13 protein-coding genes are annotated in these 13,097 nt (G+C 30.4%); 12 read left to right on the top strand and 1 reads right to left on the bottom strand.

Features of this window, described 5'->3' with window-relative positions:
- The first annotated feature begins 5 nt into the window (after positions 1-5).
- The 10 genes from FHS04_RS04565 to FHS04_RS04520 all read left to right on the top strand — a co-directional run bounded on the left by FHS04_RS04565 (position 6) and on the right by FHS04_RS04520 (position 7,681).
- Positions 6-392: a hypothetical protein gene (locus FHS04_RS04565; protein ID WP_027879143.1), complete on the top strand. Its 387-nt coding sequence runs from the start codon at positions 6-8 to the stop codon at positions 390-392.
- Between the two features lie 5 nt (positions 393-397).
- Positions 398-1,150 carry a Fe-S cluster assembly ATPase SufC gene (gene sufC, locus FHS04_RS04560; protein ID WP_027879144.1) on the top strand — a complete coding sequence of 251 codons (753 nt, stop codon included), beginning with the start codon at positions 398-400 and terminating at the stop codon, positions 1,148-1,150.
- A gap of 91 nt (positions 1,151-1,241) precedes the next feature.
- Positions 1,242-2,555, top strand: a complete 1,314-nt coding sequence (gene sufD / locus FHS04_RS04555; RefSeq protein ID WP_106680285.1) for a Fe-S cluster assembly protein SufD — start codon at positions 1,242-1,244, stop codon at positions 2,553-2,555.
- Positions 2,556-2,665: 110 nt separating this feature from the next.
- Positions 2,666-3,475: a hypothetical protein gene (locus tag FHS04_RS04550; RefSeq protein WP_106680287.1), complete on the top strand. Its 810-nt coding sequence runs from the start codon at positions 2,666-2,668 to the stop codon at positions 3,473-3,475.
- Positions 3,476-3,532: 57 nt separating this feature from the next.
- A complete protein-coding gene (locus tag FHS04_RS04545) occupies positions 3,533-4,747 on the top strand; it encodes an aminotransferase class V-fold PLP-dependent enzyme (RefSeq protein WP_106680289.1) in 1,215 nt (404 codons plus the stop codon).
- Between the two features lie 51 nt (positions 4,748-4,798).
- Complete coding sequence (locus FHS04_RS04540) at positions 4,799-5,278, top strand: hypothetical protein (RefSeq protein ID WP_106680291.1); 480 nt, start codon at positions 4,799-4,801, stop codon at positions 5,276-5,278.
- A gap of 79 nt (positions 5,279-5,357) precedes the next feature.
- A complete protein-coding gene (locus tag FHS04_RS04535) occupies positions 5,358-5,783 on the top strand; it encodes a SufE family protein (protein WP_027879150.1) in 426 nt (141 codons plus the stop codon).
- Positions 5,784-5,817: 34 nt separating this feature from the next.
- Positions 5,818-6,138: a DUF59 domain-containing protein gene (locus FHS04_RS04530; RefSeq protein ID WP_027879151.1), complete on the top strand. Its 321-nt coding sequence runs from the start codon at positions 5,818-5,820 to the stop codon at positions 6,136-6,138.
- An 11-nt stretch (positions 6,139-6,149) separates the two neighbouring features.
- Entirely contained in the window at positions 6,150-6,653 is a 504-nt protein-coding gene (locus FHS04_RS04525) for a DUF2480 family protein (RefSeq protein ID WP_106680293.1), read from the top strand.
- A 122-nt stretch (positions 6,654-6,775) separates the two neighbouring features.
- Entirely contained in the window at positions 6,776-7,681 is a 906-nt protein-coding gene (locus FHS04_RS04520) for a DUF3078 domain-containing protein (protein WP_106680295.1), read from the top strand.
- 165 nt (positions 7,682-7,846) lie between these two features.
- Here the strand turns inward: FHS04_RS04520 and hflX are convergent, their stop codons facing one another.
- Positions 7,847-9,076, bottom strand: a complete 1,230-nt coding sequence (gene hflX, locus FHS04_RS04515; RefSeq protein WP_106680297.1) for a GTPase HflX — start codon at positions 9,074-9,076, stop codon at positions 7,847-7,849.
- A 79-nt stretch (positions 9,077-9,155) separates the two neighbouring features.
- On the opposite strand from hflX, the gene FHS04_RS04510 reads away from it, so the two are divergent.
- Both FHS04_RS04510 and FHS04_RS04505 read left to right on the top strand, forming a co-directional pair.
- On the top strand, positions 9,156-10,121 hold the full coding sequence (locus tag FHS04_RS04510; protein ID WP_106680299.1) for an endonuclease/exonuclease/phosphatase family protein: 966 nt from the start codon (positions 9,156-9,158) through the stop codon (positions 10,119-10,121).
- A 9-nt stretch (positions 10,122-10,130) separates the two neighbouring features.
- A complete protein-coding gene (locus tag FHS04_RS04505) occupies positions 10,131-12,908 on the top strand; it encodes a helix-turn-helix and ligand-binding sensor domain-containing protein (RefSeq protein WP_106680301.1) in 2,778 nt (925 codons plus the stop codon).
- The last annotated feature ends 189 nt before the right edge of the window (positions 12,909-13,097 follow it).

The following is a 13,097-nucleotide window of genomic DNA, read 5'->3' as shown; positions in this document are numbered from 1 at the left end:
AAAAAATGAAAAAAATAATTCTTATTTGTACTATCATATTAGCTTTTGGCTGTAAAGACGAAAAGAAACACACCGAAACCACTTCAACAGATAAAAAAGTTGAAACCAAAAGATTAGTTGGAGAGTTTGTATATTATGCAGACGCAGCAGTTTTTCAAGTAAAAAATGATATTTACGGTGTTATTTTAGATGAAAAATCTAAAGCTTTAAATAAAGAAGCAGAGCCTTACAAAAAAGAAGCTACAGATATGGTTATAGCAGATGTAGAGGCACAAATTATCCCAAAAGATAAAAATGAAGAAGGCTGGCCATACAAACTAAAAATAGAAAAAATACATAGTGTTAAAGCACTAGACCCGAATAAAAACGACGTTATTAAATTAGGAAAATAAACAGTATGTTAAAGATAAATAACTTACACGCAAGCGTAGAAGACAAATCTATATTAAAAGGTATTAACCTAGAAGTAAAACCAGGTGAAGTACACGCCATTATGGGACCAAACGGTTCTGGTAAAAGTACATTAGCTTCTGTAATTGCTGGTAAAGAAGATTACGAAGTTGAGGATGGAGATATCTTTTTAGAAGGAGAAAACATTAACGAGCTTGCAGCAGAAGAGCGCGCACATAAAGGTGTATTTTTATCGTTTCAATATCCAGTAGAAATTCCTGGAGTTTCGGTAACCAACTTTATGAAAACTGCTATAAACGAATCTAGAAAAGCAAAAGGGCTAGAAGATATGCCAGCTAACGAGATGTTAAAGCTAATTCGTGAAAAATCAGAATTACTAGAAATAGATCGTAAATTCTTATCTCGTTCTTTAAACGAAGGGTTTTCTGGAGGAGAAAAAAAGCGTAACGAAATTTTCCAAATGGCAATGTTAGAACCAAAATTAGCTATTCTTGACGAAACTGATTCTGGTTTAGATATTGACGCTTTACGTATTGTTGCAAACGGTGTAAATAAATTAAAAAACAAAGATAACGCTGTTGTAGTAATTACGCACTACCAACGCTTATTAGATTACATCGTACCAGATTATGTACACGTGCTATTAAATGGACGTATTGTTAAATCTGGAACTAAAGAATTAGCACACGAGCTAGAAGAAAAAGGTTACGATTGGATTAAAGAAGAAGTTGGTGCATAAGCACTTTCTAGCAAATTAAAATTATGTAGAATAATACAGCTTTAAGCAGCATTTAAAATGCGTTGAAGACTGAATACTGAAAACTTAACAAATGAGTTTAAAAGAAAAATTAGTTTCATCTTTCATGGCTTTTGAAGACCATGTAGACGTTGATACTAAAATACATGATATTCGTACAGAAGCTATAAAACTTTTCGAAGATAAAGGCTTTCCTACAAAAAAAGATGAAGCTTGGAAGTACACATCTTTAAACAGCATATTAAAACATGACTATAGCGTATTCCCTAAACAAGAAAACGCTATAGAATATAGTGATATAAAACAATATTTTATTCACGATATAGATACTTACAAGATTGTTTTTATCGACGGTAAATACTCATCTCATTTATCTCAAACTACACACGAAGGTCTAGATGTTTGTTTAATGTCTGCTGCATTAACAAAACCAAAATACCAATTGGTTATAGAAAATTACTTTAACAAAGTAGCAGAAAAAGATGGCTTATCATCTTTAAACACAGCATTTTCTCAAGAAGGCGCGTTTATTCACGTCCCAAAAAACAAAGTAGTTAACAAACCTATTCAAATTGTACATTTTTCTACAGGTAACGAGTCTGCACTTATGCTTCAACCTCGTAACTTAATTGTAGTTGACGAGAATAGTCATGTACAAATTATAGAACGTCATCAAAGTCTTACAGACAATCCTGTATTAACCAATAGTGTTACAGAAATATTTACCAACAAACGCGCAATTGTTGATTATTATAAAATTCAAAATGATAATCTAAATGCTTCTTTAATAGACAACACTTTTGTAGAGCAAAAGCAAGAAAGTTTTGCTTCTGTTCACACCTTTAGTTTTGGTGGTAAATTAACCAGAAATAACCTTAATTATTATCAAAACGGAGAGCGTATAGATTCTACATTAAAAGGAGTAACAATTATTGGTGAAAAACAACATGTTGATCATAATACATTAGTACATCATATAGAACCAAATTGCGAAAGTCACCAAGATTACAAAGGTATTTTTGACGATAACGCAACCGGCGTATTTAATGGTAAAGTAGTTGTTGAAAAAGAAGCACAAAAAACAAATGCTTTTCAATCTAACAACAATATTTTAGTTAGCGATAAAGCTACAATTAACACCAAACCACAATTAGAAATTTTTGCAGACGATGTAAAATGCTCTCACGGTTGTACAATTGGTCAGTTAGACGAAAGCGCTTTATTCTATTTAAAATCTAGAGGTATTCCTGAAAAAGAAGCCAGAGGATTATTAATGTTTGCATTTAGTAACAACGTATTAAGTTCGGTAAAAATACCAGAACTTAAACAAAGAATAACAAAACTTATTGCCCTTAAATTAGGCGTCAATATTGGATTTGATTTATAAAAAAAAGCAGCTATTAAATAGCTGCTTTTTTTATACAACAATTTAAAAATACGACAATTGCCTAATGTTATATGATATTCTCTTCACTTAAATTTGACAAAAACAATATCATGAAATATCTAAGCACATTTATTTGTCTAATCATCACTTCTCTAGTAATAGCGCAAAACAATCCTTTAATTAAAGAAGCTCCTTTAAATCCAATAGTTTTAAAATACAAATTAGAACATTTCAATTTAGTAGGAAATATAGAAACCGCAACACTTAACAACTCATTTCAGTTACAATTTAATGAAGATGGTTTATTGGTTAAAGTATATAACAATGTATACGATGCTGATAAAAAACTAACCAAAGAATATAAGTATCCAAATAAAACAACAATATTAGAGACAAAGTATGAAGAAGAAAACGGTATAATAAACTCTAAATACACCTTAAACAATGACCAAAATATCATTCATTACGAAGTATTAGACACTAAAAACATTCCTGATTATTATATTTTAGATCCAATTACATACGAGTATAAAGACCAATTACTTATAAAAGCTACTACAGATAAAAGTAAACACAACTATAACTTTAAAAGCGAAATAACAACATACAAATACGATAACAAAAAAAGGCTTATACAAACCAGTTTATTGTACGATAATGAAGAAGATATAAAATTTAGAAACACCTACGATTACTCTAAATTTAATGAAGGGAAAATTCTATTTTTAAAAAACAACGGATATTATCAAATAAGCCAAGACTATAATAGTAAAGGAACATTAACCTACGAAGTTGTTAAAGAAAACGGTTACAAAGCCAACCCATTATCGATAATCTATCGTAATCCTAAGTATGATGAATATGGTAATTTATCTACTTTTAATGATGGAGAATATAGATATACATATTTCAAAAAATAATCACTAAATAAATTATAAAAATTCCATTTTAAGCGTTACAAGTAGTAAATTTGTAGCATGTTAGAAATAAATAAAATAAGACAAGATTTTCCTATACTTAATAGACAAGTAAATGGTAAACCTTTAGTGTATTTTGATAATGCTGCAACGTCGCAAACACCACAACAAGTTATAGATGTAATAGTAGATTATTATTCTAATTATAACGCTAATATACATCGCGGTGTACACACATTAAGTCAAGAAGCCACAGATAAATATGAGGCCGCACGTAAGACTATTCAAAATCATTTTAATGCTAAATATGCTTACGAGATTATTTTAACCTCTGGCACAACACACAGCATTAATTTAATTGCTAGTGGCTTTGCTTCACTTTTAAATGAAAAAGATGAACTTTTAGTCTCTGCATTAGAACATCATAGCAACATTGTTCCTTGGCAAATGCTTTGCGAAAAAACAGGAGCTACACTTAAAGTGATTCCTATGACTAATGAAGGTGAATTAGATATGCAAGCCTACACTAATCTACTTTCTAAAAGCACAAAATTAGTCTTCGTTAATCATATATCTAACGCATTAGGCACCATTAATCCAATTGAAACAATTATTGAAAAAGCGCATCAAGTTGGCGCTGCTGTTTTAATAGATGGTGCGCAAGCTTGTCCACACATAAAACCAGATGTACAAGCATTAGATGTAGATTTTTATGTAACCTCAGCTCACAAAATGTGTGGACCAACAGGCGTTGGTATGCTTTATGGTAAAGAAGAATGGTTAAAAAAACTTCCGCCTTATCAAGGTGGTGGAGAAATGATTGACCAAGTTACTTTTGAAAAAACAACATACGCTGGTTTACCTCATAAATTCGAAGCAGGAACACCAAATATTTGCGGAGGCATTGCTTTTGGAGCCGCAATAGATTACATGAATACCATTGACTTTAATAATATTGCTAATTACGAGCATAAACTTTTAGAGTACGGTACTAAAAGGCTTTTAGAAATTGAAGGATTAAAAATCTACGGAACTTCTAAAAATAAAACATCTGTAATATCTTTTAACTTAGATGGTATTCATCCATATGATGTTGGTACATTATTAGATAAAATGGGTATTGCTGTTCGTACTGGTCATCATTGTACACAGCCAATAATGGATTTTTATAAAATACCAGGTACAGTAAGAGCTTCGTTTGCATTCTATAATACTAAAGAAGAAATAGACGCTTTAGTAACTGCTGTAAAAAAAGCAAAGATGATGTTAAGTTAAAAATTGGCGTCTTTTTTGTATTATTATAGTAAATAATAAATTTCAATGAAGATGAAAACCTATATTCTTATATTTTTGACCTTATTTTTAAACGCTTGTAACGCTTCTAAAAATATACCATCTAATTTAGCTGAAAGTAACACAGAAATATCAACAAACGCTAAAACAACACAATTAGACATTTCGTCATTTGAATATTCTGCAGTTACAAGAGGCGGGTATTTAATGATAAAAGCTAATAAAGATAAAATTACATATCAATTATCCCGCACGTCTAAAGAAAAAACAAAAGATTGCACGACTAAGAATTGGGAAACTTTAACCAACTTAGCTAGTAATTTTGGCATTACAAAAATTAATGAATTTGAAGCTCCAAGCAAAGCACATCAATATGATGGTGCTGCAATTGCTAGCTTAAAAATTTATGTTGGAGAAAAAACATACGGTTCTCAATCTTTTGATGCAGGTAATCCTCCAAAAGAAATTGCAGAACTAGTTAACTATCTTTTAAACTTAGTGCCAAAAAATTAAGAACGGTTTAACGACAAGTCAAGGCTTACAATAGAAGAATATTCATTAATTTTGTAACAGAAAAAGACAGAAAAGACTTATGCCTAGTATAAAAGAAATTCAAGAAGACATCATAGACGAATTTTCAATGTTCGAAGATTGGGAAGAGCGCTACCAATACATGATAGACCTTGGTAAAACTTTACCATTAATTGACGAACAATACAAAACCGACGATCATATAATTAAAGGTTGTCAAAGTAAAGTATGGGTACATGCTCAAATGGACGAAGATAAAGTTGCCTTTACTGCAGATAGCGACGCTATAATTACCAAAGGGATTATTGCTATTTTAATTCGTGTGTTCTCAAACCAACACCCAAAAGATATTATCGAAGCAGATACCGATTTTATTGATAAAATTGGATTAAAAGAACACCTATCGCCTACAAGAGCAAACGGATTAGTTAGTATGATAAAGCAACTAAAAATGTATGCAATTGCTTATCAAACACAATTAAAATAATTTCGCTTTCGCGGAAAAACAAAAGAAAAAGAAAATGAGTACTATAGATACAGCCGAATTAGGAGAAAAAATAGTTAAGGTTTTAAAAACCATTTACGATCCAGAAATACCAGTAGATATTTACGAATTAGGATTAATTTACGATGTATTAGTAAACGAAGATTACGAAGTAAAAATCCTAATGACCTTAACAACACCAAACTGTCCAGTTGCAGAAACTTTACCTCTTGAAGTAGAAGAAAAAGTAAAATCTCTTAACGATATTAAAGACGCCGAAGTAGAAATAACTTTTGATCCACCATGGTCACAAGACTTAATGAGTGAAGAAGCAAAACTAGAATTAGGAATGCTATAAAAGCAATCAAAATGGCAGACGAAATCATAAACCGCGTAGCCAATAGCAAGCTGCAAGTAATAGATCTAGAAGATTATTATCCATCTGGTAAACGTGTAGTTTTTGACATTAAAGATTGGCTTTATGAAGGGTTAGTCCTTAGAGAAAAAGATTTTAGAGAACAAGTAAAAGCATATAACTGGTCTCAATATAAAAACCAGTACGTAGCAATAACTTGTAGTACAGATGCTATAATACCCGATTGGGCATTTATGTTGTTGGTCGTTAATTTAGAGCCTTTTGTCGAAAAGTGCCATATTGGAACTTTAGAGGAATTAGAAACTTCAATTTATCAAGATAAAATCAATCAAATAGACACCGCTATTTATAAAGATAAACCGGTAATTATAAAAGGCTGTAGTAATAAGCCAGTACCCGTAAACGCTTACACTATGCTTACTTCTAAGCTTAAAAAACATGCCAAATCTATAATGTACGGAGAAGCATGTTCTTCTGTGCCATTATTTAAGCGTTAATAACTTTGTTAATTATTTAAATTACTGAATAACAGACTATTAATCTGTTTTGGTAATTTCATATAAATCAAAAGTAAAACTTACCTTTGCATCCGTTTTATTAAAAACTAAAATAATTAGAAATGAAAAAAGTATTACTTATTGGGGCTTTATTTTTAGGAATCGTTTCCGTAAATGCTCAAACAAAAGAAGAATTAAAAGCTGAAAAAGCTGAAAAACAAGCACAAGCTGATAAGTTTCAAGCAGAAGCAGATGCTATACAGGCTCAAATAGATGCTTTACCTGGTTGGAGAGTTGGCGCTTTTGGTACCATTGGAGGAAGCATCTCTGAATTTAACAATTGGTATGCTCAAGCAGCACCTAACAACAGTTCTGGTAATATTGGTTTTACTGTAAATGGTTATGCTAATTTAATTGAAGAGAAGTTTTTCTGGCGTAACAACTTAAACGTAAACTTAGGTTGGGTAAAATTAGATGATAAAGACGATCCTACAGATAGCGATAAGTTTAGAGAAAACACAGACGTTTTTAACATTACTTCGCTTTACGGTAGAAAATTAAATGATAAATGGGCAATTTCTGGATTAGGAGAATACAGAACAACACTTTTAAACAATTTTAACAACCCTGGTTATTTAGACCTTGGTGTTGGTGCAACTTGGACACCAATAGAAAACTTAGTAGTTGTAATACATCCATTAAACTACAACTTTGTTTTTGCTGATGAAGGTACTGTTTTTGAATCTTCTTTAGGAGCTAAGTTTGTAGCAGACTATACTAGACAAATTGGTAAAGTAAACTTTAAATCTAACTTCTCTGGTTTTGCTAGCTATAAAAGCGGTGACTACTCTAACTGGACATGGATTAACAGTTTTGGGTATACATTATGGAAAAACATAGGTGTTGGTTTTGACTTTGGCTTAAGAAGTAACAAACAAGAAGCTGCAGCTTACCAAGGTGTAAGTTTAGATAATGCAGATAATGATTTACAATCTTACTGGTTATTTGGTTTAAACTATAAACTATAATAAACACTCTAGATTTAGATATAAAAAAAGTGCTTCCCAAAAAGGAAGCACTTTTTTTATGCGTTAGGGATTGAGCTATTGTTGGAGCACATCTTTGATTGCGACTAGCGAAAGCCCGACGCACTTTTGTCATTAAAAACAAAAGTGAGTAACGCCCAAGTTATTTTACTCTTCTTCTCCTAAATTTTCATAATCGTAATCCGGATACAAGAAGTGATTATAAGGAAAACGTGTAACGTGTATTTCTCTTACTTCATTATATACACGCTTTTTAAATTCTTCTAAGTTTTTCTTGTTTAGCGCAGAGATAAATAAAGCATTGTCTTCTCCTACTCTATTCATCCAAGTCCTTTTCCATTCAGCTAAACTATAATGATCTGTGGTACGTTCAGCAGTTAAATCGGTTTCATCAAATGGTTCTGCCTTATAAGCATCAATCTTATTAAACACCATAATTGTAGGTTTGTCTGCGCTATCAATTTCACCTAAAATTTTATTTACAGAAGCAATATGCTCTTCAAAATTTGGATGCGAAATATCTACAACATGAAGCAATAAATCTGCTTCACGCACTTCATCTAACGTACTTTTAAAACTTTCTACCAATTGTGTTGGCAGCTTACGTATAAAACCTACAGTATCGGTTAATAAAAATGGTAAATTCTGAATTACAACTTTTCTAACTGTAGTATCTAAAGTTGCAAATAGTTTGTTTTCTGCAAAGACTTCAGATTTACTAATGGTGTTCATCAAAGTAGATTTACCTACGTTTGTATAACCAACTAAAGCTACACGCACCATTTTACCACGGTTACCACGTTGCACAGCCATTTGCTTATCAATAGTCTTTATTTTAGCCTTTAACAATGCTATTTTATCACGTACAATACGTCTATCGGTTTCAATCTCGGTTTCACCTGGTCCACGCATACCAATACCTCCTTTTTGACGCTCAAGGTGTGTCCACATTCCTTTAAGTCTTGGTAACAAGTATTCGCATTGTGCTAATTCTACCTGCGTACGTGCATAACTGGTTTGAGCACGTTGTGCAAAAATATCTAAGATTAAGTTGGTACGGTCTAATACTTTAACACCTAAAATCTTACTAATATTGCGTTCTTGTGCTGCGCTTAACTCGTCATCAAAAATGGCTGTCCCAATTTCATTATCATCAATAAACTGCTTTACCTCTTCCATTTTACCTGTACCAATAAATGTTTTGGGATTAGGCATCTCCATTTTTTGGGTAAAACGTTTTTTTACTTCTCCGCCTGCTGTATAGGTTAAAAACTCTAGTTCATCTAAGTATTCTTTAGATTGTGCTTCGTCTTGTTCTCTTGTTACTACACCAATTAATACGGCGCTTTCTAATTCTATGTCTTTTTTCTCTAGCATATAAATATTTATATTGCAAATTTACATAATTGTAGCCACAATAAATTTGCTATTTTTAGACTTTTAAAATTCTACCCTTTTGAAGTTTAATATATTTAAATCTAAAACTAATAAACAAACTGTTGCTTTTTATAATATCGAAAATCTTTTTGATATTTATGATGATGAATTTACTCGTGATGATGATTTTATTCCTACTTCTAAAAAGCGCTGGACAGTTAAACGTTATAAAAATAAGCTACGTAAAATTGGTTATGCTATTTCTAACATAGGTAGAAAAGAAACCAACAGTCATCCAGCAATTATTGGTTTAGCAGAAGTAGAAAATGATGCTGTATTAAAGGATTTAATTGCTTCAAAACATCTTAAAGAGTATCCTTATCAATTTGTACATTATGATAGTCAAGATGAGCGTGGTATAGACGTAGCATTTATTTACGATAGTAAAAAGTTTGAGGTTTTACATTCTGAAATTTTCACCTTTACTTTAACCGATGAAGATGGATTACCCGACTACACAAGAGATATCTTATTAGTATCTGGTTTGTTTTTTGGTGAAAAAATACATTTTATAGTCAACCATTGGCCATCAAGAAGAACTGGTGATGTTGCTACAGAATTTAAACGTATTAAAGCATCAGAACAAGTACAAGCTATTATTTTAAGACTACAAGAAGATTATGACAATCCTAAAATTGTAGTAATGGGAGATTTTAATGATGATCCTTTTAGTAATAGCGTAAAACAGTTGGTAGATAATATAGGTTTATTTAACCCGATGGATACATTATTATCTATTGATAGAGGTACAACAAGTCATAATTTTGAGTGGAATTTATTTGATCAGATTATAATTACGCACAATTTTTTTGAAAGAAAACCCAAAACACTGCGCTACGTAAAAGCAGATATTTATGATGCAGATTTTTTAAAACAATATGACGGTAAGTATAAAGGTAGTCCTTATCGAACTTATGTTGGTAAAAATTATAAAGGCGGTTACAGCGACCATTTTCCTGTATATCTGATCTTAAATAAAAAATAAGTTTTTAAAATGAAATTAAAAACACTTTTAGTCTTTATTTGTATTCTGGTAAGTCCTTTTGCTAACGCTCAATTTACACCATATTTTGAAAATTATTCACTTTCAAAATATAATGCAAGTAACCAAAATTGGGGAATATCTAAAGGAGATGACGGTAAAATTTATGTTGCTAACAACAACGGACTTTTAATTTATAATGGATTAAATTGGAAAATTAAATCGTTACCTAATAAAACAACTATAAGATCTGTTTTAGCGGTAAAAGACAAGATTTACACTGGTTCTTATGAAGAATTTGGATATTGGACTTACAATGACAAAGGTCAAATTATCTATCATTCATTATCACATTTACTAAATAAAACTAAATCAACAAGTGAAGAGTTTTGGCAGATAATAGATTACAACGATAAGATCGTTTTTAGATCATTTCAAAATATTTACGTTTATGAAAATGATAAAATCACCAAAATTAATTTACCATCTACAGTTATTTCTTGCAGTATAGTTAATAACACTTTATATGTTTCAACTTTAAACAAAGGTGTGTTTATACTTAATAACCAGTTACAACTAACTCCTTTTATACAAAGTGATATTATAGCAGGAGATAGAATAATATCTATTTCTAAATATAAAAATCAATTACTACTTACAACAGATTTAAAAGGTTGTTTTATTATTAAAAATAAAAAGTTAGAACCATTAAACTTACCCATAAACGAAACTTTAAAAAAATATCAACTTAATCGTTTTGGACAGCTTGATAACGGATATTTAGTTTTTGGAACTATCAAAAATGGACTTTATATAACCAATCATAATGGTGAAGTTGTTTATAATATAAACAAAGAAAATGGACTTGCTAACAATACTGTTTTAAGCATTTTAATTGAAAAAAATGAAAACATTTGGCTGTGTTTAGATAATGGTCTTTCTAAAATTAACTTAAAAAACAATATCTCTTATTACAATGATGTAACGGGTAAATTAGGAGCTGTTTATGATGTTATAAATTTTAATAACACCATCTATATAGGAAGTAATACTGGTCTTTATTATCTAGACCAAGACCATAATCTTAAATTTATTGAAGGTACACAAGGACAAGTTTGGGATTTAAAAATAATTGATGGTCAACTATTTTGTGGTCACAATAACGGCACATATTTAGTTACAAAAGACAAAATTGAACTCATCTCTAACTTCACTGGTGGTTGGACTTTAAAAAAAATACCAGATACAGACATATATACCCAAGGTACCTATGGAGGTTTAGTTAAATTTAAAAAAGAGAATAATAAATGGCAAGTTAACCATTTAGGCAAAACGACTAATCCTATACGGTTTTTAGAATACGAAAACAAACAACAAGCATGGGCTGCAAATGCTTATAAAGGATTAAGTAAAGTTGTTTTTAATACTAATCATGATTCAATAACAAAAGTTGTAGACTATAATCATAAAGGTTTAGAAACAGATTATAACGTAAGAGTTTATAAACTTAAAAACACCATTTGTTTCAAGACAAATAATGGTTGGAAAAAATACGAGCCCTTATTAGATAGCATAGTACCATATCCTTTTTTAAATGAAAAGATAGGCAAAAACTCAGATGTAATTTCAGAAGCGTCAACAAACAGTATATTTTTTAAAAACAATAACGGAATTATTAAACTAGATGAAGATAATTCTGTAAAAGAAATTTTAACAAGAAACTACTATGACAACCGTATTATCTTAGGTTATGAAAACGTATCAAAATTAAACGACTCAACATACACATTAAATCTTAACGATGGTTTTTTAATGTTTAATCCTAATCATAACTTTTCTGCTCAATCACCAAAAACTCCAGCTATAGAGCAAATAAAAGTTAATGATACTTATGTGAGTTTAGATAATAAAGTTATAGACATACCCAACAATGGTAATATCAATATTACTATATCATCACCTGGTTCAACTAGCCATAGTTTTGAATATAGCCTTACTACAGATCCAAATAAATGGGAAAAAGTAGATAATGAAAACCTGGTACTATCTAATCTAAAAAATGGTGATTTTGGAGTGCTTTTTAGAACCACTAATAAATCTGGACAAACATCTGATGTAAAATCATTAAAATTACACGTACTTCCTCCTTGGTATAAATCTAGTCTTGGATTTATACTATACTTTATTGCAGCATTAATCCTTACGGCTATTTTTTATTTTTTACACAAGCGTAAAATGTATAAAGAACAAAGAAGACTTGAAATTGAATTAAAAAAAGAACAACAGCACTTATTAAGAGAAAAAAACATAGAAAACGAACGCAAATTAGTAGAAATTAAAAATGAAGCTTTAGAAAGCGAAATTCAATTAAAGAGCAAACAACTAGCAAATACCGCAATTGCACTAGTTAAAAAGAACGAAGCTTTACTAGAAATAAAAAAAGATCTTCAAATTAACGAAGGGCAGTTTAGCAATAAATTAATTAACAGAAGAATCCAGAAAAAAATAGATCAAACCATTGGCAACAAAGATCAATGGGAAATATTTGAATATAATTTTAACCAAGTACACAAAAAGTTTTTCAATCAGTTAAAAGAAAAACATCCAAAATTATCCCCTAAAGATTTAAAGCTTTCAGCGTACATCAAAATGAATCTAACCACAAAAGAAATTGCACCTCTAATGAACATATCTACACGAGGTGTAGAAACGCATAGATATCGTCTTAAAAGAAAACTAAAACTAGATAAAGAAGACTCTCTTACCGAATATTTACACAGTTTTAATTAGTACTTTTTTTAACAAAATAAGTCATTTTTAACATACGTCAAAACTACGTCACTATAACGTTTTAGTTGCGTATTTGCTAATTTTTTAATAGTTTAACAGTACGTCATACCTGTGTTTTTAACATTTTTACAATCATGACGTAATCAAAATGTATTTCCAAATAAAAGATTTAGTTAAATAGCTGTTAAT

The organism is Mesoflavibacter zeaxanthinifaciens subsp. sabulilitoris (assembly GCF_014191595.1).
In the GTDB taxonomy this organism is placed as follows: domain Bacteria; phylum Bacteroidota; class Bacteroidia; order Flavobacteriales; family Flavobacteriaceae; genus Mesoflavibacter; species Mesoflavibacter zeaxanthinifaciens.
The sequence above is the reverse complement of the archived record's forward strand: the minus strand, read 5'-3'. Positions and strand labels throughout refer to the sequence as shown.